This window comes from Mesorhizobium sp. M0991 (genome assembly GCF_040318915.1).
In the GTDB taxonomy this organism is placed as follows: domain Bacteria; phylum Pseudomonadota; class Alphaproteobacteria; order Rhizobiales; family Rhizobiaceae; genus Mesorhizobium.
Genome location: NZ_JAMYNE010000005.1, coordinates 309,898 through 335,886 on the forward strand (window position 1 = coordinate 309,898; position 25,989 = coordinate 335,886).

26 protein-coding genes and 1 pseudogene are annotated in these 25,989 nt (G+C 64.0%); 6 read left to right on the plus strand and 21 right to left on the minus strand.

The window, feature by feature from the left end; translation table 11 throughout:
* Nucleotides 1-98 precede the first annotated feature (98 nt).
* From NKH70_RS10875 to NKH70_RS10885, 3 genes are all read right to left on the minus strand, one after another.
* Nucleotides 99-2,069, minus strand: coding sequence for an acyltransferase family protein (locus NKH70_RS10875; RefSeq protein ID WP_352915673.1), 1,971 nt, complete (start codon nt 2,067-2,069; stop codon nt 99-101).
* A gap of 192 nt (nt 2,070-2,261) precedes the next feature.
* Nucleotides 2,262-2,483: an alkylphosphonate utilization protein gene (locus tag NKH70_RS10880; protein WP_352481647.1), complete on the minus strand. Its 222-nt coding sequence runs from the start codon at nt 2,481-2,483 to the stop codon at nt 2,262-2,264.
* Nucleotides 2,484-2,890: 407 nt separating this feature from the next.
* Entirely contained in the window at nt 2,891-3,187 is a 297-nt protein-coding gene (locus NKH70_RS10885) for a hypothetical protein (RefSeq protein WP_352915676.1), read from the minus strand.
* A 260-nt stretch (nt 3,188-3,447) separates the two neighbouring features.
* Here NKH70_RS10885 and NKH70_RS10890 point away from each other — a divergent pair, with 260 nt between their 5' ends.
* Complete coding sequence (locus NKH70_RS10890; RefSeq protein WP_352979392.1) at nt 3,448-5,445, plus strand: AI-2E family transporter; 1,998 nt, start codon at nt 3,448-3,450, stop codon at nt 5,443-5,445.
* 131 nt (nt 5,446-5,576) lie between these two features.
* Here NKH70_RS10890 and NKH70_RS10895 read toward each other — a convergent pair whose 3' ends face one another.
* The 8 genes and pseudogenes from NKH70_RS10895 to NKH70_RS10930 form a co-directional block, all read right to left on the minus strand.
* Entirely contained in the window at nt 5,577-6,512 is a 936-nt protein-coding gene (locus NKH70_RS10895; RefSeq protein ID WP_023675663.1) for a phosphatidate cytidylyltransferase, read from the minus strand.
* 22 nt (nt 6,513-6,534) lie between these two features.
* The gene (locus NKH70_RS10900; RefSeq protein ID WP_292664595.1) at nt 6,535-7,197 is read right to left on the minus strand and encodes a lysophospholipid acyltransferase family protein; all 663 of its coding nucleotides are present in this window, start codon (nt 7,195-7,197) and stop codon (nt 6,535-6,537) included.
* Nucleotides 7,198-7,643: 446 nt separating this feature from the next.
* A pseudogene (locus NKH70_RS10905) lies at nt 7,644-8,975 on the minus strand (phosphatase PAP2/dual specificity phosphatase family protein); the annotation flags it as partial.
* 2 nt (nt 8,976-8,977) lie between these two features.
* Nucleotides 8,978-10,765, minus strand: a complete 1,788-nt coding sequence (locus tag NKH70_RS10910) for a bifunctional alpha/beta hydrolase/class I SAM-dependent methyltransferase (RefSeq protein WP_352915682.1) — start codon at nt 10,763-10,765, stop codon at nt 8,978-8,980.
* Between the two features lie 26 nt (nt 10,766-10,791).
* Nucleotides 10,792-11,394 (minus strand): CDP-alcohol phosphatidyltransferase family protein, encoded by a 603-nt coding sequence (locus tag NKH70_RS10915; RefSeq protein ID WP_352915684.1) that lies wholly within the window; start codon nt 11,392-11,394, stop codon nt 10,792-10,794.
* A gap of 110 nt (nt 11,395-11,504) precedes the next feature.
* Nucleotides 11,505-12,185 carry a hypothetical protein gene (locus NKH70_RS10920; RefSeq protein WP_352915686.1) on the minus strand — a complete coding sequence of 227 codons (681 nt, stop codon included), beginning with the start codon at nt 12,183-12,185 and terminating at the stop codon, nt 11,505-11,507.
* A gap of 67 nt (nt 12,186-12,252) precedes the next feature.
* Complete coding sequence (locus tag NKH70_RS10925; RefSeq protein ID WP_353025240.1) at nt 12,253-12,774, minus strand: Hsp20/alpha crystallin family protein; 522 nt, start codon at nt 12,772-12,774, stop codon at nt 12,253-12,255.
* Nucleotides 12,775-12,803: 29 nt separating this feature from the next.
* Complete coding sequence (locus NKH70_RS10930; protein WP_352915691.1) at nt 12,804-13,280, minus strand: Hsp20 family protein; 477 nt, start codon at nt 13,278-13,280, stop codon at nt 12,804-12,806.
* Between the two features lie 345 nt (nt 13,281-13,625).
* Between NKH70_RS10930 and NKH70_RS10935 the strand changes: the two genes are divergently transcribed.
* Complete coding sequence (locus NKH70_RS10935) at nt 13,626-13,838, plus strand: hypothetical protein (protein ID WP_292664633.1); 213 nt, start codon at nt 13,626-13,628, stop codon at nt 13,836-13,838.
* A gap of 134 nt (nt 13,839-13,972) precedes the next feature.
* Nucleotides 13,973-14,242 carry a DUF982 domain-containing protein gene (locus NKH70_RS10940; protein ID WP_352721179.1) on the plus strand — a complete coding sequence of 90 codons (270 nt, stop codon included), beginning with the start codon at nt 13,973-13,975 and terminating at the stop codon, nt 14,240-14,242.
* A 110-nt stretch (nt 14,243-14,352) separates the two neighbouring features.
* On the opposite strand, the gene NKH70_RS10945 is transcribed toward NKH70_RS10940, so the two are convergent.
* Nucleotides 14,353-14,622, minus strand: a complete 270-nt coding sequence (locus NKH70_RS10945; protein WP_023718102.1) for an usg protein — start codon at nt 14,620-14,622, stop codon at nt 14,353-14,355.
* Nucleotides 14,623-14,984: 362 nt separating this feature from the next.
* Between NKH70_RS10945 and NKH70_RS10950 the strand changes: the two genes are divergently transcribed.
* The 3 genes from NKH70_RS10950 to NKH70_RS10960 all read left to right on the plus strand — a co-directional run bounded on the left by NKH70_RS10950 (nt 14,985) and on the right by NKH70_RS10960 (nt 17,309).
* Nucleotides 14,985-15,299 carry a co-chaperone GroES gene (locus NKH70_RS10950; RefSeq protein WP_352721181.1) on the plus strand — a complete coding sequence of 105 codons (315 nt, stop codon included), beginning with the start codon at nt 14,985-14,987 and terminating at the stop codon, nt 15,297-15,299.
* 59 nt (nt 15,300-15,358) lie between these two features.
* Nucleotides 15,359-16,990 carry a chaperonin GroEL gene (gene groL, locus NKH70_RS10955; protein WP_353025241.1) on the plus strand — a complete coding sequence of 544 codons (1,632 nt, stop codon included), beginning with the start codon at nt 15,359-15,361 and terminating at the stop codon, nt 16,988-16,990.
* A gap of 103 nt (nt 16,991-17,093) precedes the next feature.
* Complete coding sequence (locus NKH70_RS10960; RefSeq protein ID WP_352915695.1) at nt 17,094-17,309, plus strand: hypothetical protein; 216 nt, start codon at nt 17,094-17,096, stop codon at nt 17,307-17,309.
* A 63-nt stretch (nt 17,310-17,372) separates the two neighbouring features.
* Here NKH70_RS10960 and NKH70_RS10965 read toward each other — a convergent pair whose 3' ends face one another.
* The 9 genes from NKH70_RS10965 to NKH70_RS11005 form a co-directional block, all read right to left on the minus strand.
* Nucleotides 17,373-17,870 carry a GNAT family N-acetyltransferase gene (locus tag NKH70_RS10965; RefSeq protein ID WP_352721186.1) on the minus strand — a complete coding sequence of 166 codons (498 nt, stop codon included), beginning with the start codon at nt 17,868-17,870 and terminating at the stop codon, nt 17,373-17,375.
* An 88-nt stretch (nt 17,871-17,958) separates the two neighbouring features.
* Nucleotides 17,959-18,327 carry an endonuclease domain-containing protein gene (locus NKH70_RS10970; RefSeq protein ID WP_352721187.1) on the minus strand — a complete coding sequence of 123 codons (369 nt, stop codon included), beginning with the start codon at nt 18,325-18,327 and terminating at the stop codon, nt 17,959-17,961.
* Between the two features lie 100 nt (nt 18,328-18,427).
* Nucleotides 18,428-19,444: an ABC transporter permease gene (locus tag NKH70_RS10975; protein ID WP_352467912.1), complete on the minus strand. Its 1,017-nt coding sequence runs from the start codon at nt 19,442-19,444 to the stop codon at nt 18,428-18,430.
* Entirely contained in the window at nt 19,441-21,009 is a 1,569-nt protein-coding gene (locus NKH70_RS10980; protein WP_502908343.1) for a sugar ABC transporter ATP-binding protein, read from the minus strand. Before NKH70_RS10980 ends, NKH70_RS10975 begins: the two co-directional genes overlap by 4 nt.
* A gap of 222 nt (nt 21,010-21,231) precedes the next feature.
* Nucleotides 21,232-22,182, minus strand: a complete 951-nt coding sequence (locus tag NKH70_RS10985; protein ID WP_352915710.1) for a substrate-binding domain-containing protein — start codon at nt 22,180-22,182, stop codon at nt 21,232-21,234.
* 233 nt (nt 22,183-22,415) lie between these two features.
* On the minus strand, nt 22,416-23,423 hold the full coding sequence (locus tag NKH70_RS10990; RefSeq protein ID WP_352915698.1) for an aldo/keto reductase: 1,008 nt from the start codon (nt 23,421-23,423) through the stop codon (nt 22,416-22,418).
* A gap of 250 nt (nt 23,424-23,673) precedes the next feature.
* Nucleotides 23,674-24,468 carry a tetratricopeptide repeat protein gene (locus NKH70_RS10995; RefSeq protein WP_352915699.1) on the minus strand — a complete coding sequence of 265 codons (795 nt, stop codon included), beginning with the start codon at nt 24,466-24,468 and terminating at the stop codon, nt 23,674-23,676.
* Nucleotides 24,425-24,877 carry an OmpA family protein gene (locus NKH70_RS11000; protein ID WP_352915702.1) on the minus strand — a complete coding sequence of 151 codons (453 nt, stop codon included), beginning with the start codon at nt 24,875-24,877 and terminating at the stop codon, nt 24,425-24,427. The genes NKH70_RS10995 and NKH70_RS11000 overlap by 44 nt, the downstream gene beginning before the upstream one ends.
* Before the next feature lie 31 nt (nt 24,878-24,908).
* The coding region (locus tag NKH70_RS11005; protein ID WP_353025243.1) for a hypothetical protein at nt 24,909-25,989 on the minus strand (1,081 nt) is incomplete at its 5' end.

The following is a 25,989-nucleotide window of genomic DNA, read 5'->3' on the forward strand; positions in this document are numbered from 1 at the left end:
TATCCTTACGGTTTTCCTGGCGGGTCTCATCCTCAGCTGACGCCCGTATGGTTGCTTGCCGAGGGGGCTGGGTCGTGATCCGACAAGATCCGGCACTGTTACTTTACAGCCGCCGCCATCACATCCGAAAACAGCGCCCGTTCCACCGCCGGTTCCAGCGTTTCGGCGAAGGGCGTCGCCAGGTGGTGGCGGTCGCGGAAGGCTAGTTTGCCGTCGATGAAGACATGGCACGTGGTCTGGTCGCAAAAGCGGTCGGTCATGTCGATGTAAGCAGCGTTCGGTGTCGAGCGTACGATGTCGCGCTCTATGGTGGCGATGTCGTCGTTTGCCGCCATGATCCTCGGCGTGTCGCATGTCGCGGGCGTCTGGCCCCGCCACAGCGCCCGCGCCACGCATTTGTCGGCGTAGCTTGCATTGTAGGGAACGTCCCTGATGACCGCGACCTTGATGCCGGCCTGGCTGAAGGCTTGAAGCGTCCAGGTGAGGCCCGTTCGCCACTGCGCTTGCCAATCGGCGTGCTTCAACTCCTCGGGCGATTCCTTCATCACATTGCCGATCGAGAATTCCGAAATCACCACCAGTTGCGGATGGAGCGCGATGATGTCCTTGACCGACTGCTCGCGCCACTGGTCGCATTCGGTGTAGTCGCGCTTCAGCCGCCAGTTCCAGGTCGTCACCCGCGAAGCCCGGCAGGAGGATTTGAGAAAGGTGACGACGCGAAAGTTGTTCTTCTCGGCCGCCTTGATCAGCGGCGTCGACCAATGGTCGGCATGCGAGTCGCCGAACAGCACGACCGAGCGCTGGGCATCCTTGCGGCCGAACATGCAGGGCTTCGGCTTGACGGTCTCGAAATCGAGCACGCAGCCGCCATTGGTCGCGCGCACGGTGGAGAGCTGGGCAGCGCTGTCGGCGATGACGTGCTGTTCGGGGCTGAGATTGTGCTCGGCAAAGCGCGCATTGCCGTAGGCCGCGACCACGCCGGCGCCGGTCAGCGCGACGGCGGGCACCAGCGCCCGCGCTGCTCCGGCCATCAGCCAGCCGTTGCGGCGGATCGGGTTCTCGATGAAATGATAGGTGAACATCGACAGAACCAGCGTCAGCGCCGCGCAGGCAAAGCGGTCCAGGATGGACAGGTTGGGAACCACCATTGCCGCATAGACGATGACCGGCCAGTGCCAGAGATAGAGCGAATAGGAGAGCCGGCCCAACCATTGCAAGGGCGGCAGCGCCAGCGCGGCGCTCGGCAGGTTGCGGCCGCCGCTGCCGCTGAGCAGCAGCAGCACGGTGCCGGCGACAGGCGCCAGCGCATTCACCCCGGGAAAAGGCGAGTCTTCGTCCAGCATCAGATAGGCCCACGCGATCAGCGCTAGCCCGAGACATGCCTGGAGGGTGGCCAGCAGCGGCCGGTCGCGCCAGATCTTTGCCGGTGCCATGGTCGCGAGGCCGCCGGCGGCGAATTCCCAGGCCCTGAGCGGCGAGAAATAGAAGGCCCAGGGCTGCGACACTTCCGTCAGCCAGGCGCAGGCGGCGAAGGAGGCCGCACCGGCGACGCCGATGACGACGATAGCGGTGCGGTTGCCGGGGCGCAGCAATGCGGCGGCAAGCAGCAGCGCCGGCCATGCCAAATAGAACTGTTCTTCGACCGAGAGCGACCAGAAGTGGATGAAAGGGTTGTTGGTGGCGTCGGCGGCGAAATAGTCGAACGACCACCGGATCAGCCAAAGGTTGATCATGTAGGCGGAGGCGAACATAGCGCCTTTCGAATAAAGCGCCTGTTCCTCCGGCGACAGGATGAAATAACCCGCAAGCAGCGTGGCGAGGATGACGAACAGTGCCGCCGGCAACAGGCGCCGGGCGCGCCGGGCATAGAAGCGCCAGAGGTTCAGCCGCCCGGTCTCGGTGATTTCCGTAACCAGGTGGCGGGTGATCAGATAGCCCGAGATGACGAAGAAGATGTCGACGCCGGCAAAGCCGCCGGGCAGGCCGGAGAGACCAAAATGGAAGGCGATGACACCGGCCACCGCCAGTGCGCGCAGCCCTTCGATGTCAGGCCGAAATGATGCCGACACAATCACCTCATGCAAGGAATGCCCACCTCGCAGAGGCTCGACCCGATGCGCCGATATTGCAATGCAACAAATCTAACGCAGTGCAACATAGGGGGAGGGCGCAGCTCCTCCAGCTCCTCGCGCGGGCGATTCACTCACATGAGCGATTCAGTCATGAGGGCGATTGATATGGAAGCGAAGGTGCCGAGGCGATCACGCCTTTTTCAAAAACTCGGTCTTCAGCACCAGGCCCTTCACCTGCCTGGTGCTGCATTCGATCTCGCCGGGATTGCCGGTGAGGCGAATATTCTTCACCAGCGTGCCGCGCTTGATCGTCTCCGAGGTGCCTTTGACCTTGAGATCCTTGATCAGGGTCACGGAATCGCCCTCGTGCAGCGCCGTGCCATTGCTGTCTCTTACGATCGCGTCAGTCATGTCGGGTCTTTCGTGGGGCTCCGGTGCGGAGGTGGTTGGGTCATTACCCGGCCTATTCCACAGTTGGCGGCGAGGTCAAGCGTGCTGGGGGTCAAGCCCACTGGGTCAAGCGTGCCGGCTGTCAATGCCATGCGGACGGCCGATCGGAAAACCCGGGTTGCGAGCAGACGGGACCCCCCCTGGGCCCATAGTGGCATTGCCGCTCCGCGACATGCGCTCCGACCAGGCCGTCATCCATGCGATGGCGCCACGGCAATCGAACAAAAGCCGTGGCCTTCATTACGCAGATATTCCGGCACGAGTTCAAATAGCTGAGCGCCCGCCGGTGTGGACAGGAAGGTCGCACAATGGCGGAGCTGCCCGCCCTTTCGCTTGGTCCGTTATTGCAATCGGCAAGAAGCCGGCGGTCACTTGTTGGCGCCACCGAGCTGGTTGGCCATCTTGCAGAAGTCGGCATGCATCTTGGCAATGCCTGCGTCGCTGCATTCCTTCAACATCATGGCCCGGTCGCTCGTGGACATGGCCATCCATGCCGCCTTGAATTCGGCTTCCGACTTCATGCTCTTCATGCCGGCGTCGGTGAAGAAGGGCGTCATTTTCTGCGGATCGTCGAGCGCCGAAGTGCCAGTGGCACCGGCGGCAAGCGCTGCGCCGGTCATCATCGAAAGCGCCATCGCGCCCATGCAAAGCATCTTGATGTTCATGATCATTCCTCCAGAGCTGCTGCTTTGAGGTTGTCCATCAGCGATCTACGAAGGAACGGCGTTTTGACCCGAAAGTTCCACGTTCTGGCGCAGGCATGGAACAGGATTGCCCGTGACGCCATTAATGCAGAAAATTCTACCACGACTGAATTTGCGGCGCTGCAGACGAGCGCAATCGGCGTCCAGCTGGGTGAGACGCTACGAAGTTGCACGCCGGCTCAATATGCCCGATCATGGCGGTGGCGGGGTGGAGGTATCAAGTGGCGGCAAATCGTCGAAACGGCGCGCACCTGTCGGAGCCCCGGCGGGCGGGCATTGTTTCCGCGGCCAGGGCGCTTCCGCGCACATCCTTGCCCAGCGTAGCGTCGGTCGTGACGGCCGTCGCGGCGCTCTATTTCGGGCGCGAGGTCTTTCTGCCGATCGCAATCGCGCTGCTGCTTACCTTTGCGCTCGTGCCCATGGTATCGGCACTCAAGCGAGCCGGCATTCCGCGTCTTCCTGCCGTAATCGCCAGCGTGCTCGGCGCATTCACGGTGCTGGCTCTGTTCTCCTTCATCGTCGCCACGCAGGTCAGTGAACTGGCGCAGAACATCCCGCTTTACCAGGCGAATATCCTGACCAAGGTCCGGTCGCTCAAGGAAACCGGCGTCGGCGGAGGCATCGTTTCCAGATTGAGCCGGGTGATCGAACGCGTCGGCCAGGAGCTCGACAGACCGGAGCCCGCACAACCCGCCGCCGATCAGCCTCCGCGGGAGCCGATCCCGGTCGAAATCGTCGCGCGCGAACGACCGCTCGAGGTTCTCCAGAATCTGATCGGCCCGCTGCTGAGCCCGCTGGCATCGGCCGGACTGATCGTTGTGGTCGTCATATTCATGCTGCTCGAGCGGGAGGATCTGCGCGATCGCTTCATACGCCTCGTCGGCTACGGCGATCTGCATCGAACCACCGAGGCGTTGCAGGATGCCGGCAAGCGCGTCGGCCGGTATCTGCTGATGCAATTGGTCGTGAACATCGTCTATGCCGTCCCGATTGCAATCGGACTTTGGCTGCTGGGCATACCCAATCCATTGCTGTGGGGCTTGCTGGCGCTGGCGCTGCGCTTCGTCCCCTATATCGGCCCGGTCATAGCGACGCTGTTGCCTCTGTTCCTGGCGCTTGCCGTGGCGCCCGGCTGGTCGCTCGTGCTATGGACCGCCGGGCTTTTCGTCGTGGTGGAACTGATCACCGGCAACGTGATCGAACCCTGGCTCTACGGCTCGCGCACCGGGCTGTCGCCATTGGCTATCATCGTTGCGGCGATCTTCTGGACCTGGCTCTGGGGGCCATTGGGCCTGGTTCTGTCGACGCCGCTCACGGTCTGCCTCGTCGTGCTCGGCCGCCATGTGCCGCAGTTCGAATTCCTCGACGTTCTGTTCGGCAACGAACCCGTGCTCGAACCGCACGCCCGGCTTTACCAGCGGCTGCTGGCCGGCGATCCCGAGGAAGCGACGGACCATGCCGAGGAGATGCTGGAGGAAAAATATCTGGTCGAGTTCTATGACGAGGTCGCGATTCCCGCACTTCTGCTCGGCGAGCAGGACCGGGTGCGTGGTGTGTTGAGCGATGAGCAAAGACAGCAGGTCGCGGGCAGCGCGCTGACGATGGTGGCGAACCTCGACGACAGCGCGCAGGAGGAGGCGGAAGAGGACGATACGGCCGCGGCCGAGGACAACGGCTCACGCGAGGACAAGCAGGTTCAGGGGGAGGTTCAGGGCGAGGACGAAACTGAACTGCCGGATGGCACGGGCATGTCGGTGCTGTGCGGCGGAGGGCGCGGCGAACTCGACGATGCCGCTGCCGCCATGCTGGCGCAGGTGCTCGAAATCCAGGGCGCCACGGTGTTGAGAGCGAGCTTCGCCGATATGGAACCGGGGAGCATTCGCCGTCTTGAGCTCGACGCTGTCGATACCGTCGTCGTCGGATTTTTAAACCGGGATTCCGTCAAGCACGGCCGGTTCCTGGTCCGTCGGCTGAAACGCGCCAAACCAAGGTTGCGGGTGGGCATCGTATTGTGGTCGGAAGCCGACAGCGACAACCAGGAGGCAGACGCCAGATTGGCCAATGAGATCAACGCCGATTTCGTCGCACACGGCATGGTCGGTGCGGTGCTCGGTGCGTTGTCCAGCGCTCCGCCGGTGGCGCTGAAGACCACCGCCAAACGCCGCGTGCGCCGCCTGGCGCCGGCGCGCAAGAAAGAGTCGCTCGCCGCGGCAAAATGAGCGCGGCGAAGACCGCGGCAGGTCGGGTTATTACCGCTTTCGCGAAAACGGCAATAACGAAACGGATCAGGTGTCTTCGCAAGCGTCGCGCTGAACCGTTCGGATGCTACCGCGACGAACGGCGCCAGTCTTCACACAGTCCAGAAATAACGCACCGTATGGAAGAAGACCGGGGCGGCGAAGACCAGGCTGTCGGCACGGTCCATCATGCCGCCATGGCCTTCGATCAGATGGCCCCAGTCCTTGACGCCTTGATCGCGCTTGATGGCGGAGGCGACCAGCCCACCAAGGAAGCCCATCAGACAGGCGATGAAGGCGACGCCGGCTGCCTGCAGCGGCGAAAACGGCGTCAGGAACGACAGCAGCGCGCCGAGCAGGCTCGATGCTGCCAGCCCGCCGACCAGCCCCTCCCAGGTCTTCGACGGCGAGACCGTCGGCGCCAGGAGATGCCGGCCGAACAGCTTGCCGAAGATATATTGCAGCACGTCGCTGCCTTGCACGGTGATGATCAGGAAAGCGATCAGCAACAGGTTGCGGCCTTCGAAGCCTGGCACCTCGAGCGTCAGCAGCGCCGGCACGTGGCTGACGCAGTAGACCGAAATCATGACCGCCCATTGCTGCGCCGAGACGCGCTCGAGAAAGCGCTCGGTGTCGCCGTGCAGCGCGGTGATCGCCGGCATCAGCAGGAAGCAGTAGACCGGGATGAAGATGGTGAAGAGCCCGTACCAGGCGGTCCACACCAGCCAGTACTGGAACGGGATAACGATGCCGAACATGCCGAGCAGCACCCAGTGGTCGCTGCGGCGGCTGTGTGTCAGCGTCACGAATTCGCGCAGCGCGGCGAACGAAATCAGCGCGAACAGAATGGTCATGCCGGGGCGGCCGAAGAAGAAGGCGACGGTGATCGCCACCACCATCACCCACCAGGCATTGATGCGCTGGGTGAGGTTGACCAGCGTCGGCGACAACGGCTTTGGCGCGCGCCATGACAAGACGCCGGCGACGACGCTGGCGCTGATCAGCACCGCCAGGAGGCCGACAATCAGAATGAGGGTTTCGTGCATCATCGGCAGCATTTTGCCTTGGTCCTCAATCGTCTCGCTGCGGCCGGGGGTTCAGCGCCAGCAGCGTTTCGCGGGCGCGGTCGAGAAAGGCGCGGCGTTCCTCACCCGGTTGAATGGCGATCGGCGCGCCGAAGACGACGCGGCAAAGCAGCGGCACCGGCACGAATTGCCCCTTGGGCAGCACCCGCGACATGTTCTCGATCCAGCACGGGATAAGCTCGACATCGGGCCGCGCCATCGACAGATTGTAGAGGCCTGAGCGGAACGGCAGCAGCGGTTCGTCGGTCATGTTGCGCGTGCCTTCGGGAAACAGGATCAGCGAATGGCCTTGGTCGAGCACCGACAGCATGATCGAGATCGGGTGCTGCGTTTCATCCGTCCATTGCCGGTGGATCAGCACGGAAGACAGCATGTCCTCGGCGATGAAACGGCGCAGCCGCGTCTTGCCCCAATAATCGGCGGCCGCCACCGCATGGGTACGGGCGCGTTCCTTCTCGCTGAGGCAGGCCGACAGCAGGATGAAATCGCCGTGGCTGGCATGGTTGGCGAAGTAGATACGCTGCCGGTCCGATGGCTGGCTGCCGTTCCAGATCGGCCGCACGCCGGTGACCACCCAGGCCAGTGCCGACAGGCCGACCGAGGTCACCGTCTGCAGCAGGGTATAGGTGCTGACGCGAAGCTTTGTCATGGACGGGCTCAAAAGAATGCCGCGACGACCGAGGCCGCCGCGAACAGGCTGAAGGCGATACGCTGCTTGGCGAGCAGACGGCGCGTGCCGGCCATCCGCTGGTCGAGCGAGCGGCCGCCGGCCGCCGTGGGTTTCAGCCGCATGCGCGCCAGCACGTCGTCGATCGCCGCACCGCCGCCTGCCTCGCTGGCGTGGCTGGCCATCAGCCGGAACAGCAGCGCGTCGAATAAAAGCAGGGCCGAGAGAATAATTGTGGCTATGGCACCCGCGGCGGCGATCAGCCAGGCCGCCGCGGATAGCGACGATGTTTGCGGCGCAGCCGCCAGGCCGATGACCGGCGCCGCCAGCAAGGCAGCAGCAATCAACAGCAGCGGCCATGCCACCTGCACCATCAGCCCGGCGGCGAACGCTTCGGCCCTGTCACGATAGGCGGTCATGTTCGCCGCGTCCACGCCAAGATGCACCGGCCGGCCCGCGGCGGCGAGCTTGCCTCGCGCCTGATCCGGCGTGGCGGCCCGGCCGCTGGCGACCAGCCATTCGCCGACGACGGCGGCGCTGCGTTGGAAGCCGAGCGCACAGCAGACCAGCACCGTGCCCTGGCTCTGCGCCGCCTCGATCGTCGCCACCGCTTGCGCACGCGCCTCCGGCGATGGCGGCAATAGATCGACCATGGCCACGCTCACCCAGCGGCCGGAGGCGCCGCGCGGTCTTTCCAATTCGCCGGCAAGGTCGACCACCGTGCCGAAGGGGTCGGCCTCGGCGGCGGTCGGAAAACGGCCAAGGAAAACACCGTCGGCGATGACGATCTGCGCCGGAAACTTTCGCGTCCACGCCCACACATTGGCCTTGGCGCCAAGGCGGTAGGGCCAAAGCAGAAGACGGCTGGCCAGCGACACGCGGCCATCGGCTGTTTTCTGGAACAGTTTGGCGCCGGCGCCGGCATAGGCGAAAGCGACTATGGCCAGCGCCAGTGCCGGCCACAACAGGATGAGCCACAGCGCCGAGACCAACGCGCCGGCAGCCGCGCCGGCCAGCGCAAGGGTTGCGCCGAGCGAATAGAACAGCGCCAGCCGCCGCGCCTTCGGGTCAGCGCTCAGGCGGAAGCCGGCGAACGGCAGCTCGCCGTCGCGCGGAAACAGCCACAGCGCGAAAAGGCCGAGCAGCGCGCCAGTCGGAATGTCGATGAAATGGTGCTGCCACGTCGTCAGCACCGAGGCGCCGATCAGGAAACACCAGAAATGCCAGGCGACGCCGGCAATGCCGGTCAATCTGTGACGCCAATGGTCCCAGATGATGACCAGCAGCGCGATATGCAGCGACGGCGCCTGGTTGAAGGGTTTGTCGAAGCCGCCGAGTACGGCGAACATGAAACCGGGCAGGCCGCTCGTCTGCGGGCGCGCGAAGGTCGCCGTCAGCGGGAACAGGATGAAGCAGGCGACGGCGACGAGCTGCGCCGTCAGATAGCGGCCGGCAAGGCGGTCGACGCCGCTCTTCGAATTGTTCAACAGCAGCGACAAGCCATAGAACAGGTTGATCGACCAGTAGGGCACGATCGTCCAGGCAAGGAACGGGACGCCATGCTCCCAGCCGAAGACGATGCTGCCGACGTCGTCGCGCCGCGACGCCAGCCAATTGGCGAAGCCGTAGGTGGCGTAGAAGAACGGCGCCAGAAATGCAAGCCACAGGGCGGCGCGCAGGACTATCCCGGGATATGGCTCGCGCGGCAAGGCCGGAAGGGCAGGGGCATCGTGAGGAAAGGCAGAGGCAGGCAAGTTCATGCTCAGACGCGCCGCGCGACCGAAACGGTGAAGATGCCCCACTGGTCGATGCGCTGGTCGAGCTTCTCGAAGCCGGCGGCCGCCACCAACTGGTCCATCTCGGCCTGCGTGCGGCGGCGCATCACCCAGGCCTGGCCGCCGCGGTGCGAGGTCAGGCTGCGCGCGATCATCTCGAGCTGCGGATGCCAAGGCTGATTGGTGTAGACGAGCAGGCTTCCGGGCTGCATGGCGCCGGCCAGTCCACCGAGCGAGCGGGCAATCATGGCATTGTCGGAAAACAATTCGTAGAGCCCCGAGACGACGGCGAGATCCGGCGCCGGGTCGAGCCCGGTCAGCGTGGTGGCGTCGAATGCGTCACCTTGATGGAACGAGATAGTCGCCGGCAGCCTGCGCTCGGCGATCAGCTTGCGGCCGAGCGAGACGTTGAGCTCGGAGAAATCCTGCAGCCGTACGCTTGCCGGCGGCTCGGCGCATTTCTGCACGGCATCGAGCACGTAGCGGCCATGGCCAGCGGCGATATCGACGATATGGACCGGCCGGTCGGCGGCCTTCAGCGTCTCGGCGGCGCTGCCGATCAGCTCTTCCAGATGCAGCTTGCGCTGGCGGATGCCGCGCCAGCCGATGGCATCTAGAAAGGTGCGGTCGATCATGCGGCCGATGGGGCTGATGCCGCGCGCCTCGTTCTCGTAGACATAGTCGAGCGTCGAGCCGGAATCGAAGCCGGTGGCAATCCCCGTCTTCATGCCCGACGACAGCCAGGCGCCCATGCGGATCGAGGCGCGGCTCATCGCCCAGTAGAGGCCCCTTAGCGACAGCAGCGGCAGCGGCGAGGCCAGCCGGTCGGCCTCGTCGCGTGTGTAGCCGGCGCGGTCGGCCTCGGTCAGGTCGACCGGCTTTTCCGGCGCCGCGAATTGCTTTTCAAGGAAAGGCGTGATCAGGTCGAGTGCCTTGTGGCGGTCGCGCTCGCCAAGCGTGTCGTGGAAGAAGCCGGGCAACACATGCCGCTCCTTGGCCGGGCTCGCCAGATTGACGAAAAACTCGTGCTGCGGTCCATGCCGCACCACCCAGTCGCTGCCGGAGATCAGAAGCTGTGTCGGCACGGTGATGGCGCGGGCGTCGGCGACCATGCGCGCGGCATGGTCGTAGAGCTCGACCAGGATGTTGGAGGCGATCGGCCGGGTGATCAGCGAGTCGGCGTCGAAGGAGGCGATACGCTCGGGGTCATGCGTCAGGAATTTCGCCTTGACGTAGGAATTGACGAAGAAGCGGCCCTTCAGCTTCTGCCACAACGCAATGCCTTGCTTGGCGAAGGGCACGTAGAGCTTGACCGAGAAGGCCGGCGAGGCCAGCACCAGGGCGCGAATGTCGGGCGCATAGTCATGCACCCAGGCGGCGGCAAGCACGGCGCCGAAGGATTGCGCGATCAGCGCGATGTCGCGCCGGGCAAAGCCGTCGCTGCCGATCTCGCGCACGAAACAATCGATGTCGCGCACCAGCGCGGCAAACGACGGCGCATAGCCGCGCTCGCCGGCGGAGCGGCCATTGCCGCGCGCATCCCAGGCATAGAAGGCGTGGTCGGGCATCTGGAGCTCGTCGACCAGATGCGCCATGCGGCCGCCATGCTCGTGGCCGCGGTGGAACAGCAGGATGGCGCCCTTGCGGTTTTCCGACAGTGCCGGCCAATAGCGATAGAAGATCTCAGTGCCGTCATGGCTCTTGAAGCTGCGCTCCTGCGCCACCCGCTCGATGTTGGCTGGAGCCACGGCGGCAACCGTCTCTTGGTGAAGCATGTTGTTCTCCCTGGCGAGACCGGAATTCAGCTGCCGCTCCCGTTAAGGCCGCTGCGTATCCGGTTGATGGCGGTCGCCAGCGAGAGTGTAGCCATGGCCGGAAACACGAGCGGCGTGAGCGCCGGGACCCACAGGCCGGACGCGATAAGCACGGCGAGGATGCCAAGCGCCAGCGCCCGGTCGCTTTTGCCGAACGGGCCGGCATAGTTGCGCCCGGTTCCTGCGGCGATGCCGAGCACGCCGGCGAACTCCGTGATCATCGCCGCGATAGCAAATGCAACGACGCCCCAGGCAGGAAAAATGACGGCAAAGGCCAGGATCAAAGCGAGATCGGAGACAACATCGCAGAGCTCGTTGAGATACATGCCGAGCTTCGAGGCCTGGCCATGTTCCCTTGCGAGCATACCGTCGATCGCATTCAGCGCCATTCGCATAAACAGCACGAGCGGCATCAGCAGAATGACCACGCGGTGGCCGGCAAGGGCTGCCACCACAAGGCCGGTGGCGAGCGAGAGGGCCGAGGCCAGCAGCGTGATCTGGTTGGCGGTGATGCCCGCCCTGGCCAGGCCGTCGGCAAGCGGCCGCAGCCTGGCCTGGAAGGCCGGTTTCAGCGCATAAAGCGTCGGCATATGCGAACCCCGCGGCCGCGGTGCAAAGTGATGTTGGCGAGGATGGTCAATTGGCGCGCAAGACGCAAGGGCGGCGCCCTGCCACTTTTCGACATCCGGTTGCGTCGGCGCTAGCTTTCGCTGTCGCCATTGTCGCCTGGGAACCGTGCGGGCAAGCTTTCTTCGGCCGCCGCCCAGGCGCGACTATGATAGCGCCGCAGGATGAGAATGCATGTCGCGAAGGCCGCCAGCCCGCAAATCACGCCGGGCGACATGCCTCCGCCGAAAGCGGACTTAACAACGATGCCGGCGAAGACGCCGGCGATGGCGCCGTTGATCGTGCCCACCATCCCCGCGGTGGTCATGAAATATTGCAGCGGCGAGGGCCTGAGACCTTTGTCGACCAGCACCGCCGAGGGGTCGTCATGCGTGGAATTGACAAGGTATCTTTGCAGGACGGGCGCCAGTTCGACGAAATAGTGGCGGATCCTGGCCATGCCGCGGGCATGCACCATGTCCTCGATGGCAACCTGCACAGCGCGCACGAAGGTGACCAGGCCGATGAAGAAAAGGCAAGGCAGCAAGATAAGGCTGAACAACACGAACGGCCTGCCCATCTCCGTGACCTGCGCGACGAAGGACAAGGCAATCGTTGCGCTCGAGACCGAGGTCAGGAACAGATCGGCTCGCTGGTTCGCTTCCTGAATGGTCGCGGCGCGAGCGTTTTGCAGCACGAAATGCTCGGTCGTCAGGCACTGCAGGGCGTGCTGCGCCTGGTCAGGCGGAACCGGAGTGTCGGGAGAACGGGTCATCGACATTTGCCCCCCTCTGCCCGCCGGAACCGGCAGGGCAGAAGGGGCGTCGTCCTGCTGCGAGCCATCAGGACTTGCCGTTGCCGTCGTTGATGGCGATACCGTTGGCCTTGGCCTGGGCGCGCTCCGGCTTCGGCAGCGTCACGCTGAGCACGCCGTTCCGGAACGCCGCGTTCACCTTGTCTTCGTCGACTTCGTAGCCGAGCGGGATCCGCCGCTCGAAACGGCCATAGAAGCGTTCGGAGAACTGCCTGTCCTTGTCCTCGGTCTCTTCGCGCTTCTCGCCGCGCAGCGTCAGCACGCCATCGTCGAGCAGTAGCTCGACGTCCTTCTCGTCCATGCCGGGAATCTCAGCGGTGACGCGGATCTCCTTTTCGCCATCGGAGATTTCGACACTCGGCCAGCTGGTGCGGGCAGCGGAGAAGCTACCGAGCGACGGCAGCCGCGTGTCGAGGTCGCGGAACGCCTCGTCGAACAGGCGGTTCATTTCGCGATGCAGCGTCAGGAAGGGATCGCGATCGCCGTGGCGGAACAGGCTGGGGGCCTGATTGTTCTCCCGGCCCCAGGGAATGAGATCACGAATAGCCATTGCATAGTCTCCTTTCTCGACTGGTGCGTTCAGGCAGCCTGCTTGTTTGCTTCGACCTGCGTGACCTTCGGCCCGGTCTTCGGCGAGGCGACATCGGTCCCGATGGCGATGTGCCGAGGCTTCATCTCCTCGGGCACCTCACGTACCAGATCGATGCTGAGCAGGCCGTTGTCGAGCGAGGCGCCTGCGACCTTGACGTGATCGGCAAGCTCGAAACGGCGGGTGAAGGGCCGCGCGGCGAGGCCACGATGCAGATATTCCGCGTTGTCCGGATCCTTGTACCGGCCCGAGACGATCAGGAGGTTCGGCTCGTGGGTTATCTCGAGGTCGTCCTCGGAAAAGCCAGCGACGGCGATGGTGACGCGGTAGTTGTTCTCGCCCCTGCGCGCGATGTCATAGGGCGGCCAGGCGTCGAAAGCCTGCGGAGCATTTTCCAGCAGGTTGAAAACGCGGTCGAAGCCGATGCTCGACCGATAGAGCGGGGAAAAATCGAATGCGGTTCTCATAGCTACATCCTCCATCGAGCAACATAGATACGAGGAGCGCCAAAGAGCTGGCGCTCCCTGGTTTCGCCGGCCCCATTTCGGCGACCGGTGCCTTCGATCTGGTTACTGTCCGCCGCAAGTCAAGACCCGGTGGCTTTCGCGTTGCCGGTTTTTCGGGCCGGTTTTTCGGTCGGTTCGGCGAGGCTGCCAATTTCCCCGCTTGCGGCGAGATGTCCGGCAGGAGATTGCCTGTTTGGCTTCAATCGCCAACGCTGACTTCCCCGGCCGGTTATTGTCTGCCGCAGGTCAAGACCCAGATTCTTGTGTTGCCGGGCCCATTCCCGGCACTCGCAGATGGAGCTGACCATGACACGCGACGAGATCATTTCTGTGCTGGGCCCGGTCGACGACGCCGTTATCGCCGACATTGCGGCGACGGACGGGACGGTCCAGGAATTGCGTGAGGCCCTGGCCTGGATCGCCGCCGACGAGGCGCTGGTGAACGAGGGCCGACCGCTGCCGACGGCAAGAGTAGCGATGCTGATCGAACTGCTGCAAGGGCCGGACGAGGAGGAATAACCGGCTGTTGCCGCGATGCTCTTGAACCGCGCAAAGAGAAGACCACCTTCGGCGGCGCCGGCCGGCCGTCGGTGCCTGCCAGCATAACGTTGCTTGCTCAAACAAGAAGACGATCAGAAAACAAGGAGGAAGTGATGGACGACGTCCGCTTTGCCGAGCCGATCACGTTGAAATTCCAATCCAGCGAGCGCAAGGTCGCCAGCAGTTGGGAAGCCATCGAATGCATGCGCCAGCAGTGGGCGGACCGTGCACGCGGCCGGAGTTGGCGCGCCGCCTATCGGACCTGCCGCGACGCGCTCGACGGTTGGCGTACCGCGCGTGATGCGCGCAAGGCCTTCGTCAGGGCGGCGCGCAAGGCCGGATTGCTCGCATCGGCCCGCAAGCCTGTCGACCACGCCGGCTAGCCCGGCCCCCCCGCCGATAATGTGAGATCCAAGACAAGTGGGGAGAGGCAGCTGCCTTTCCCCCACCTCGGAGACTTTGTCAGCTGTCTAGCGGCTGATCGGCTTGCTCCTCAGTGGACGGTGATAATGCCGTTTACGGCCCGCCATTCGGAGGGCTGGATCAGGTGATGATGGGCGACGCGCACCGAATGCAGCGGGCCTTCGATCTCGCGCTCCCAGAAATCGAGGAAATGCTTCAGCGTCGGGAAATCGGGGGCAATATCGTACTCCTGCCAGATGTAGAGCTGCAGCAGGCTGCGATGATCGGGCAGGCGGTAGTGGATCTCCGCCGTGGTGAGGCCAAACCCTTGCATCTGGAGCTGAAAGTCCCTGCTGGTCATGCGATCGTCCTTTCCGTTGAAATCTCGGTCTGTTGAAATCTCGGCCTGCAAAACGCCTCGCCTTCCACATAGGTTCCAGCCGCCGCGAGCGGCTCCCGGCGGACGGGATTTTGAAAAATCCTGCCAAATTTCAGGCGCATTTTACCTGAGGCGACTAATGTGCGAACGATTACAGGGTATTGGCACTCTCAGGTGTCGAGTGCTAAAATTTTTGCGGGATCCTCTTGAAAGCTGAAAAAAGCGCGACTAGTTCGTATGCGCGCGATGCCTGACGAAGGGTCGTGCACCCCGTGCCGGGCCGATTATTGCCGGTCCGGTCAGGAGGATCTTCGAAAATCTGTTTGTCCCGAGAGGAGAACGACATGACGTTCCGTCCATTGCACGACCGCATCCTGGTCCGCCGTATCGAGGTCGAAGAGAAGACCGCCGGCGGCATCATCATCCCCGACACCGCCAAGGAGAAGCCGCAGGAGGGCGAGGTCATTGCCGCCGGTCCGGGCGCGCGCGACGACAGCGGCCAGTTGCAGCCGCTCGACGTCAAGGTCGGCGACCGCATCCTGTTCGGCAAATGGTCCGGCACCGAGATCAAGCTCAATGGCGAGGATCTGCTCATCATGAAAGAGAGCGACGTGCTGGGCGTTATCGAGGGCGCCGGCGAGATGAAGAGGGCCGCCTGAGCGGGGCCTCAACAAGCATTCCAGTCAACGAAAAGCTGCCTATTCGAAGGAGTGATCCAATGGCTGCCAAAGATGTGAAATTTCATACCGAAGCCCGCGAGAAAATGCTGCGCGGCGTCGATATTCTCGCCAATGCGGTGAAGGTAACGCTCGGTCCCAAGGGCCGCAATGTCGTCTTCGATAGGTCGTTCGGCGCCCCGCGCATCACCAAGGACGGCGTGACTGTCGCCAAAGAAATCGAGCTGGAGGACAAGTTCGAGAATATGGGCGCGCAGATGGTGCGCGAGGTCGCCTCGAAGACCAGCGACACCGCAGGCGATGGCACCACGACCGCGACGATTCTTGCTCAGGCCATTGTCAGGGAAGGGGCCAAGGCGGTCGCTGCCGGCATGAACCCGATGGATTTGAAGCGCGGCATCGACAAGGCGGTCGACGCCGTCGTCGCCGACCTGAAATCCAATGCCCGCAAGGTGACCAGGAACGACGAAATCGCTCAGGTCGGCGCCATCTCTGCCAATGGCGATGCCGAGATCGGCCGCTTCCTCGCAGAGGCGATGGAAAGGGTTGGCAATGAGGGTGTCATCACTGTCGAGGAAGCCAAGACCGCTGAGACTGAGTTGGAAGTGGTCGAAGGCATGCAGTTCGACCGTGGCTACCTCTCGCCCTATTTCATCACCAACCAGGATAAGATGCGCGTCGAACCCGAAGAACCTTATGTGCTGATCCACGAGAAGAAGCTGTCCAACCTGCAGGCCATGCTTCCTGTGCTCGAAGCCGCCGTGCAATCGGGCAAGCCGCTGTTGATCATCGCCGAGGACGTCGAAGGCGAGGCGCTGGCGACGCTGGTCGTCAACAAGCTGCGCGGCGGCCTGAAGGTTGCGGCCGTCAAGGCGCCGGGCTTCGGTGATCGCCGCAAGGCCATGCTCGAAGACATCGCCATCCTGACCGGCGGCAGGGCGATCTCGGAAGACCTCGGTATCAAGCTCGAGAACGTCACACTGGAGATGCTCGGCCGCGCCAAGAAGGTGCTGATCGAGAAGGAGAATACCACCATCGTCGACGGTGCCGGCCGCAAGGATGAAATCCAGGCGCGCATCAGCCAGATCAAGGCTCAGGTCGAGGAAACCACCTCCGACTACGACCGCGAGAAGCTGCAGGAGCGGTTGGCCAAGCTCGCTGGCGGCGTCGCAGTCATCCGCGTCGGCGGCTCGACCGAGATCGAGGTCAGGGAGCGCAAGGATCGCGTCGACGACGCCATGCACGCCACACGCGCGGCGGTCGAGGAGGGTATCCTGCCCGGCGGCGGCGTGGCGCTGCTGAGGGCGGCGAAGGCGCTCGATAACGTCGTCGTCGACAATCCCGATCAGAAGACCGGTGTCGACATCGTGCGTCGCGCCATCGAAGCGCCGGTGCGCCAGATCGCCGAGAACGCCGGTGCGGAAGGTTCGATCATCGTCGGCAAGCTGCGCGAGACGACCGACTTCGGCTATGGCTGGAACGCCCAGACCAACGAGTTCGGCGACCTGTACGGGCAGGGCGTCATCGATCCGGCTAAGGTCGTGCGCACTGCGCTGCAGGGTGCGGCCTCTGTTGCCGGGCTGCTGGTGACGACCGAGGCGATGGTGGCCGAGAAGCCGAAGAAGGAAACGCCCATGCCTCCGATGCCCGGCGGTGGCGGCATGGACTTCTAAGGTCAGGCTTCCAAGCGCGATTTCGAAACGGCAGATGGACCGTGTCCGCCAAAGGCGGGCACGGTCTTGCCGGTCCGGGAACTGATGCTGAGCAGGTGTTGCCATGGATATGACGGACAGTCTTGGAAAGATCGCCGCGCCGACCCGCCCGAAGAACGATTTCAACTATGAAACCGATTGCAGGGCGGCGCTGGCGCCTTTGGTCGACGGGTTGCTGGATATGGCTGAGTCGGCCGGCTGGGATCGCCGCAAGGCGGCCTACACGCTGATGTTTCTGGCGGCTCAACGCGTGGGGGCCGGCAAGGAGGAGCGCCAATGATTGCGGCGCGGATGCGCGAATGCCTGCTCTAGTGGGGAGATTGGCAGCTTCACCGACAGCGCTTTAAGCCCGTGGCAGCAGCCGGCGCATGATCAGCGAGGCGTGGCCGCCCACCCCGTGTGCAGCCGGCCGGCGCTCGACGACCTCGAAGCCGTGCTTGCGATAGAAGGCGATTGCGCGGTCGTTGCCCTCGATCACTTCCAGTGCGATGCTGGGAATACCCGCATGCGCGGCAAGAACGGCGTGCAGCAGGTCGGCGGCAAAGCCGGTGCCGTAGTCGCTTTTGTCGATATGGAGCCGCTCGAGCATGACCTCGCCCTTGTCGTCCATCGCCGCCATCGCGTAGCCGGCGAGCGAGCCGTCAGCCCGCTCGGTGACGAAGGACATCTTGCTGTCGTCCCTGAGCTCGGCCGCCAGCCGCTCCGGCGCGTGCTTCTCATCCGACAGCCGTGCCGTAGTCTCGGCACCCAGGATCGGCGAATAGGTGTATCGCCAGGACTCTCCAAGTAGCCGAGACACCGCCGGCACGTCCTGTTCGGTCATGGTCCTTATCTGGGTCATTGGCACCTCGCCTCAGAAACCTGCCCTTTGAGCGGAGATGTTCGGCAGGACAGAGAGGTGCTGTCCCACCGACCCTGCACGGCCGAGTTCAGCGCACATCCGCGCCGGCCACGATTACGATGTGCTGACAGACATTATCGATATCGCGAATGACGTCGTCGTTCCAGAAGCGCAGGATAGTCCAGCCGAGCGCTTCAAGGCGCGAGCTTCTTGCAGCATCCGATGCCGAAGCTTCGGCCTCGGCATGCTGAGAGCCGTCCAACTCGACAATGAGCTTTTTGTCCGGACAGGCAAAATCGACGATAAAGCCGGCGATGGGCATCTGGCGGCGAAATGGCAGTCCCATGAGACGATGGGCCCGGACCTCGTTCCAGAGCTTCAGCTCGGCATCAGTCATCGACTTGCGCATTTTGCGCGCATTGCCGCGGTTACTGGGAGGTACGGGATAGTGGTTCACTACTTCTATTCCCTTCGCGCGAAACTTGCCTATCCCTCTACGCTGCGCTTGAACACCCCCCTCTGTCCTGCCGACCTGGATAGCTACCGCTCCTCCACCATCACCGCCTCACCCGCGATTTCAGCCAGCGGTCGAAGGCCACGGCGAGGATGAGGATCAGGCCGATGACGATGCTTTGCGTGTAGGACGAGACGTTGTTGAACTGCAGGCCGTTCTGCAGCACACCGATCAGCCCTGCGCCCACTACAGTGCCGCCGACGCTGCCGATGCCGCCGAACAGCGAGGTGCCGCCGATGACGACCGCCGAGATCACCGTCAGCTCGTAGCCGATGCCGGCCACGGCTTCGGAGGAGTTGAGCCGCGCCGACAAAACGAAGGCGGCAAGGCCGGCGAAGAAGCCGACGATGATGTAGACCGAGATCAGGATGCGGTCGACCCGCAGGCCGGAGAGCCGCGCGGCCTCGGCATTGCCGCCGACGGCGTAGACGGCGCGACCGTAGCGCGTGTAGCGCAGCACGATGTGGCACAGGATTGCGGCAATCGCGAAGATGATCGCCGGCACCGGCACCGGGCCGATCAGGCCGGTACCGAACCAGCGCATCGAGGCGTCGAAGCCGGAGATCGGACCGCCATTGGAGATTGTCAGCGTCAGGCCGCGAAACACGGTGAGGCCGCCGAGCGTGACGACGAAGGGCGGCACTTTCAGCCTGGTGATGGCAAAGCCCTGGGCGCCGCCGGCCACGGCGCCGACGACGACGGCGGCGAGAAGGGCGGCGAACCAGCCATAGCCTTGCGTGCCCGTTGTCGACAGCGACAGCGTGTTGGCGGTGCCGCCTTTGGCTACCACGGCCGCGACCATGCCACAAAAGGCGAGCAGCGAGCCGACCGACAGGTCGATACCGGCGGTCAGGATGACGAAGGTCATGCCGAGCGCGATCAGCCCGGTGATCGAGATCTGGCGCATGATGTTGAACAGGTTGATCGGGTCGATGAAGCTCGGCTTCAGCACGGTGAAGACGACGATCAGCAACGCCAGGAACATCAGTGGGCCGAAGCTCATCAGCAGGCGCGCAATATTGACGCCGCCGCGCTGGCTCCGTTCGGTCGTGCTGGTCATTGCGTTGCTTCCTGCTTCTGGTCGAGCGCCATCAGTTCCATCAGTTTCTCCTCGGTCGCCTCGATGCCGGGCATCTCGCCGGTAATGCGCCCGCGCCGCATGGTGACGATCCTGTCCGACACCGCAAGCACCTCGGGCAGCTCCGACGAGATCATCATGATGGCGATGCCGCGCGCCGCGAGCTCCACCAGGATCTGGTGCACCTCCGCCTTGGCGCCGACATCGACACCACGCGTCGGTTCATCGACGATCAGCACCTTGGGATCGCGTGCCAGCCAGCGGGCAAGGATGACCTTCTGCTGGTTGCCTCCCGACAGTCCCTCGATCGCCTGCTCGGGCGAGGCCATGCGGATCGACAGCGTCTTCCTGTAGTTCGCCAACGCCTCGCGCTCGCGCCGCTCGGCCATGAAGCCGACATTGGAGTAGCGGTCGAGCGCGGCGATCGAGAAATTGGTGAGGATGGCGAGTGCGGCGAAGATTGCCTGGTGCTTGCGGTCCTCCGGCACCAGGCCGATGCCGAGCTCGATGGCATCGGCGGGTGAGGCCGGCGCGATCGGCCTGCCGTCGAGCCTGATGGTGCCGGCGGCAATGCGGTCGGCACCGAAGATGGCACGGGCGAGCTCGGTGCGGCCGGAGCCGACGAGCCCGGCGACGCCGAGGATTTCGCCGGCCTTGAGGTCGAGATCGACGCCTTCGAGCACGATGGCGTGCGGCGCCTGCGGATCGCGCACCGTGCGCAGGCCGCGCACCGAGAGCCGGACGTCGCCGGCGACATCGCGCTGGGTCGGCCTGGCATAGAGCTCGGAAGCGGCACGGCCGACCATCTTCTCGATGATCTTCGGCAGTCTGATCGGCCCACCTTCGCGGTCGAGATGGCCGGCCAGCCTGCCGTCGCGCAGCACCGTCATGCGGTCGCAGATCGCCGATGCCTCTTCCAGCCGGTGGGTGACGAACATGATGGCGACGCCGTCCTTGCGCAGCCGGCCCATGATCGACATCAGCCTGTGCACTTCGGTTTCGGTCAGCGCCGAGGTCGGCTCGTCCATGATGATCAAGCGGCTCTTCAGCGACAGCGCCCGGGCGATCTCGACCAGCTGCTGCTCGGCCACCGACAGCGCCGACACCGGCGTCGCCGGGTCGAGGTCGAGGCCGACGCGAGCGATGATCGCGCGCGAATCTTCCTCCATCTTCCGCCAGCTGACCAGCCCGAACCGGCCGAGCGGTGCGCGGCCGATGAAGATATTCTCCGCCACGGTCAGCGTCGGGATCAGGCTCAGTTCCTGGTAGATGGTAACGATGCCGTGGCGCTTGGCATCCTGCGGATTGTGCGGGCTGAATTCGACCCCGTCGAAAACGATGCGGCCGCTGGACGGCGGCATCACGCCGGACAGGATCTTGAGCAGCGTCGATTTGCCGGCGCCGTTCTCGCCGAGCAGGCCGAGTATCTCGCCGGGGCGGACTTCGAGCGAAACGTCGTTCAGCGCGGTGACGCCGGCAAAGCGCTTGGTCACACCCTCGACGGTGAGCAGGGCGGGAGAGGGCGCAATAGCGGCTGCCTTGGGCAAAGTTTGCTCCTCGATCATTCGGTTGTCACGCAAGGCTGGCGGGACAGCACCCCCTCTGGCCTGCCGGCCATCTCCCCCTCAAGTGGGGAGATTGGCAGCCTCGTTGGCCTCGCTTCTTCTGCAAGATCGAAAATTAGCGAGAGCCGGCGTGACATCCAATCTCCCCCGTTGAGGGGGAGATGGCCGGCAGGCCAGAGGGGGGTGCTGTCCCGCCGGCTTTGCCTACTTCGTCTCGCCCAGCCTTTCCGCCTTGTCGAGATTGTCCTTGCCGATGACGATCGGCGTCAAAAGCACGAGCTTTTCCTTCGGCTCGGTCTTGTCCCTGGCGTACGCGACCGCGATCTGCACGGCGGTGCGCGATTGTTCGCCGGGGAATTGCTCGACCGTGCCGGCCAGTTTGCCGTCGCGCACGGCGACCAGCGCTTCGGGAAGCGCGTCGAAGCCATAGATCTTGACGTCGGTGAAGTTGCGCGCCGCGCAGGCTTCAACCGCGCCAAGCGCCATGTCGTCATTGGCGCAGATGATCGCGTCGGGCTTGCCGTTGGCGGCAAGGCCTGCCTCGGTGACGGACAGCGCCTCGGCGCGGGCGAAGTTTGCGGTCTGCTCGAAGATGATCTGGTACTTGTCCTTCATGGGATCCAGGACGTTGTGGACACCCTTGTTACGGTCGATCGCCGGGCCGGCGCCGGGCTGACCCTGCAGATGGAAGATCTTGGCGCCGTTCGGGAACGCCGCCACCATGGCCTGCGCTTCGGCCTCGCCGCCCTTGACATTGTCGGCGCCGACATGGGCGAGGATGCCTTCGACGCCCTCGACGCGGCGGTCGATGGTGACGACGGGAACGCCGGCCTTGACCGCTTCCTCGATAGCTGGGGCCAGCGCGTTGACGTCGAGCGGCGAGATGACGATGGCGTTGACCTTCTGCACGAGTGCCGCTTCGATATCGGCGGTCTGCTTGGGCGCCGAATTCTGGCCGTCGCTCTCGACCAGGTTGACGCCTTGCGCCTGCGCCTCAGCCTTGATCTGGTTCAGCATGTGCACGAAGAACGGAAAGCCGAGGCTCGGCACCGAACCAAGGATGGTCAGCTTGTCCTGGGCAAAAGCCAATTGCGGAGCGGCCAGCGCCAAGGCGCCCATCGCCGCGGACGACAGCAGGAATTCACGTCTGTTGATCAATGTAGTCTCCTCCACATAAGCGCACGAGCCCCAAAACCGGAATGGGTTTCCGGCAAGTTCCTGCGTCGATCCAAAATATGGAGTGTCCTTTGAGCGCCCAACTCGCTTTGAATGAGGGGACGCAACGGCGCTCCACCCGGTCCACCGCGACGTTTTCTCCTCCGCTCGGCGCCGGCACGCGGATGCTAGCCAAGGCCGGAGCTTTGCGCAAGAACGGGAGAAGGCAAGACCTACCGATCGATCATCACCATGGTGCGCTCGCCGTAGCGCGGACCGGCGACCTTGCCGGGCGCCAGCGCGTCGTCGAGCACCTGCATCTCGGCGGCGTCGAGCCTGATCGAAGCCGCGGCGACGTTCTCCTCGAGGTATTTTCTGCGCTTGGTGCCGGGGATCGGCACGATGTCGACGCCGAAGCCGCTCCCCTTGTGGAGCAGCCAGGCCAGCGCGATCTGACCTGGCTTGACGCGCTTCGCCGCGGCAAATTCAAGGACAGTGGCCGCCGCCTGCATGTTGGCGTCATAGTTGGCACCCTGGTAGCGCGGGTCGCCGCGCCGGTAATCGCCCTCCGAATAGTCTTCTGCACGCCTGACATCGCCCGTGAGAAAGCCGCGGCCGAGCGGCGAGAACGGCACCAGGCCGATGCCGAGCTGCTTCAGCAGGGGAATGATTTCCGGCTCCAGATTACGCTCCCAAAGCGAATATTCGCTCTGCACCGCCGATACCGGATGCGCCGCATGTGCCAGGCGGATATTGGTGGCACCGGCTTCCGACAGGCCGAAGAAGCGGACCTTGCCCTCAGCGATCAGTCGGCCGACCACACCGGCGACGTCTTCGATCGGCACGGCCGGATCGACGCGGTGTTGGTACAAAAGGTCGATATGGTCGGTGGCGAGCCGGCTGAGCGAGCCCTCGACAGCCTCGCGGATATGCTCTGGCCGGCTGTCGCGCTCGGTGCCGATCTGCTTGCCGTTTTCGATGCGGAAGCCGAACTTTGTGGCGATCGTCACCGCGTCGCGCCGGCCCTTCAGCGCGCGGCCGAGCAGTTCCTCGTTGGCGAACGGCCCATAGACCTCCGCCGTGTCGAAAAACGTGCAGCCGAGCTCGATGGCGCGGTGCAGCGTGGCGATCGACTCCGCCTCGTCGGCCGGACCGTATGACTGGCTCATGCCCATGCAGCCGAGACCAATTGCCGAGACTTGCAGCCCCTGGCTGCCGAGTTTGCGCTTTGTCAATGTCATCTGAGGTTCTCCGGGGTCGGTGTCGCAGTCCAAGCCGCCATATCCCATATAGCGCGCCGGTTGGGTTTCCACAGCCGATAGCTGACCGGCCATTTGAATCCAGGTCAAAGTGCGCCGCATCGATGCGCTTACAGTGTCCGCTGTCTTGGGAAGGCGCAAGGAGGCGGGTGGTCCGGGCCGGAAAGGCCAGAAGCAGCTAGCTTCGGACCACCCGTGGCCTTGATTGATGCGATCGCCACCAATCACACCATCAGTTGGCAGCGGTGCGCATATAAGACCAATCGCTGGCAGCGTAGCGGCCACCCCTTCGTGCCACGGCGAGCACGCGCCATGCGAAGGCTCCCTTATGACTTGAGAGAGCCACGTTCAGGCTCGAAATATCGACAAAGCCGGAATAGATCTCACTTGAACCAGATGGCACAAGTGCGAGCAACTCCACGAAGAAGCGCACTCCCTCTGGTTGCTGGCGTGCCGTCCACACGAGCTCGACACTATTTGCGCTGGAGCCAATCAACTCGCCATATGTAGGCGCGATGAGTATTGGAGCGGAAAGCGTCGCGGCCTTTGCGCCATCAGAGCGAATGGCAGTCAGGCGCGCGCGAGCAGCCGGGAGACCGGATGCTTTGAACCACGCACGGGCGAGATCGACGTTTTGCGGAACGCCTTGCCCTGCCTCGTAAAGCTGGCCGAGATTATATGCCGCTCTTCGAATGCCATGAGAGGCCGCACGCGCGTACCATGTGGCGGCTTGCGCCATATCCGGGGACACGCCGCGGCCGCTGTCAAGCATGATGGCAACATTGAATTGTGCTTCGGGCAGACCCGCTTCTGCAGCACGGCGGTACATGTCGAAGGCGAGCCGAGCACCTGTCGGCCCGCCCATCAAGTCTTGTCGCAATGCCTCGCGAAACAAAGCACTCGGATCCTCGGCGCTAGCCGGCGTCACCGACTGTGCGAACGCGAGCAATAGACTGGCCGCGGTCACGAAGCGGCGCACGGCGTTAGCGCCAGGTGATCTCGACACGACGGTTTTCAGGTTCGGCAATACCCTCTTCGGTCGGAACCGCGAGTTCTGTTTCGCCTTTCGCCAGGACCTGGAACCGGTCGACCGGAAGTCCGCGATCGAGCAAAGCTTTCAGCACCGCTGTCGCCCTGCGCTGAGAAAGCAAGAGGTTCCGCGCTGGTGTTCCGACACGATCGGCACTGCCAGTAACGATCATGACTTGCGGCTTGCCCTCGTTGAAGGCGCGAGACGCTTGATCGAGGACTTCTCTGTCCTTGGGAAGAATTGTGCTGCTGCCGGTGCCGAAATGGATGACCAATGGGGCCGGTCCACTTTGTGGTTTCGCGCTTTCCGGCGTCGCGGGCGAAGGCGGATCTGTTTGCGCGAAAGCAGATGTGCTTCCCAACAGGACAATAAAGGCGAGATGGCGAACAAAGCAACTGAGGTTCATATCAGACTCCTGTTTTGCGCTACCTTACTAGTTACCGCCCAATTGCCACTTCGATAGTTCCGGGGCGGGGGAGTGAACCATCGTCCGCAAATGCGCGCTGGATGAGTGCAGCTTCCACAAGCCCAGCCGCTATACGCTCTGCGCTTGGTCGATCTTCATTATAAAAGTACATGACTTCGTTTGCCCGAGAGCTTGTGGGTGAATTGCCAGATTTTACGACGTCGAGCCCCTGGGCTCGCAGACTCCGCTCAAGGGTCGCCGCTCGTGTCCGCGCGGAATCGCGGTTACGCGCAAAGCGCAGAATGACTCGTGGAGTTGTATCTGGGGGCAGAACGATATCAGGCGATGTGCCGATGGTTGCGGTAGACTGAGGCTGAGACGACTCTTGAGGCTGAAATGCTTCAGCAAACTGCTTTTCAAGGCGATCCATCTGCTTTTCAAGGCGATCCATGCCGGCATGATTGTCCGTCGCCTGCCGCCGCAATTTCTCGATCTGAGCCACGAGCTCGGACCGCTGGCGATCGAGTGCGGCCGCATCCGGCGACGGCGCCCGGGCGACGTCGCTCACCTGCGCTCGCAACTGCGCCAGCTCCGTGCGATCGGCGGTCGCGTCCTGCCGCAGCTTTTCGATCTCGGCCACGAGCTCTGCCCGCTGGCGATCGAGCGTAACCGCATCCGGTGACGGTGCCCGGGCGGCTTCTCTCACCTGTGTCCGCAGCTGCGCCAGGGCCGCACGGTCGGCGGTCGCCGCCTGCCGCAGCTTTTCGATCTGAGCCACGAGCTCGGACCGCTGGCGATCGAGTGCGGCCGCATCCGGTGACGGTGCCCGAGCGATGTCGCTCACCTGCGCTCGCAACTGCGCCAGCTCCGTGCGGTCGGCGGTCGCCGCCTGCCGCAGCTTCTCGATCTGAGCCACGAGCTCTGCCCGCTGGCGATCGAGCGTAACCGCATCCGGTGGCGGTGCCCGGGCGGCTTCTCTTACCTGCGTCCGCAGCTGCGCCACGGCCGCACGGTCGGCGGTCGCGTCCTGCCGCAGCTTTTCGATCTCGGCCACGAGCTCGGGCCGCTGGCGGTCGAGCGCATCCGGCGGAGGCGCTCGGGCGGCTTCGCTC

Coding starts and splice junctions, on each gene's coding strand:
- NKH70_RS10880 (WP_352481647.1), bottom strand. CDS start 2,483: ATGACTGACGCGATCGTAAGAGACAGCAATGGCACGGCGCTGCACGAG.
- NKH70_RS10885 (WP_352915676.1), bottom strand. CDS start 3,187: ATGAACATCAAGATGCTTTGCATGGGCGCGATGGCGCTTTCGATGATG.
- NKH70_RS10895 (WP_023675663.1), bottom strand. CDS start 6,512: ATGATGCACGAAACCCTCATTCTGATTGTCGGCCTCCTGGCGGTGCTG.
- NKH70_RS10900 (WP_292664595.1), bottom strand. CDS start 7,197: ATGACAAAGCTTCGCGTCAGCACCTATACCCTGCTGCAGACGGTGACC.
- NKH70_RS10910 (WP_352915682.1), bottom strand. CDS start 10,765: ATGCTTCACCAAGAGACGGTTGCCGCCGTGGCTCCAGCCAACATCGAG.
- NKH70_RS10915 (WP_352915684.1), bottom strand. CDS start 11,394: ATGCCGACGCTTTATGCGCTGAAACCGGCCTTCCAGGCCAGGCTGCGG.
- NKH70_RS10920 (WP_352915686.1), bottom strand. CDS start 12,185: ATGACCCGTTCTCCCGACACTCCGGTTCCGCCTGACCAGGCGCAGCAC.
- NKH70_RS10925 (WP_353025240.1), bottom strand. CDS start 12,774: ATGGCTATTCGTGATCTCATTCCCTGGGGCCGGGAGAACAATCAGGCC.
- NKH70_RS10930 (WP_352915691.1), bottom strand. CDS start 13,280: ATGAGAACCGCATTCGATTTTTCCCCGCTCTATCGGTCGAGCATCGGC.
- NKH70_RS10935 (WP_292664633.1), top strand. CDS start 13,626: ATGACACGCGACGAGATCATTTCTGTGCTGGGCCCGGTCGACGACGCC.
- NKH70_RS10940 (WP_352721179.1), top strand. CDS start 13,973: ATGGACGACGTCCGCTTTGCCGAGCCGATCACGTTGAAATTCCAATCC.
- NKH70_RS10945 (WP_023718102.1), bottom strand. CDS start 14,622: ATGACCAGCAGGGACTTTCAGCTCCAGATGCAAGGGTTTGGCCTCACC.
- NKH70_RS10950 (WP_352721181.1), top strand. CDS start 14,985: ATGACGTTCCGTCCATTGCACGACCGCATCCTGGTCCGCCGTATCGAG.
- groL (WP_353025241.1), top strand. CDS start 15,359: ATGGCTGCCAAAGATGTGAAATTTCATACCGAAGCCCGCGAGAAAATG.
- NKH70_RS10960 (WP_352915695.1), top strand. CDS start 17,094: ATGGATATGACGGACAGTCTTGGAAAGATCGCCGCGCCGACCCGCCCG.
- NKH70_RS10965 (WP_352721186.1), bottom strand. CDS start 17,870: ATGACCCAGATAAGGACCATGACCGAACAGGACGTGCCGGCGGTGTCT.
- NKH70_RS10975 (WP_352467912.1), bottom strand. CDS start 19,444: ATGACCAGCACGACCGAACGGAGCCAGCGCGGCGGCGTCAATATTGCG.
- NKH70_RS10990 (WP_352915698.1), bottom strand. CDS start 23,423: ATGACATTGACAAAGCGCAAACTCGGCAGCCAGGGGCTGCAAGTCTCG.
- NKH70_RS11000 (WP_352915702.1), bottom strand. CDS start 24,877: ATGAACCTCAGTTGCTTTGTTCGCCATCTCGCCTTTATTGTCCTGTTG.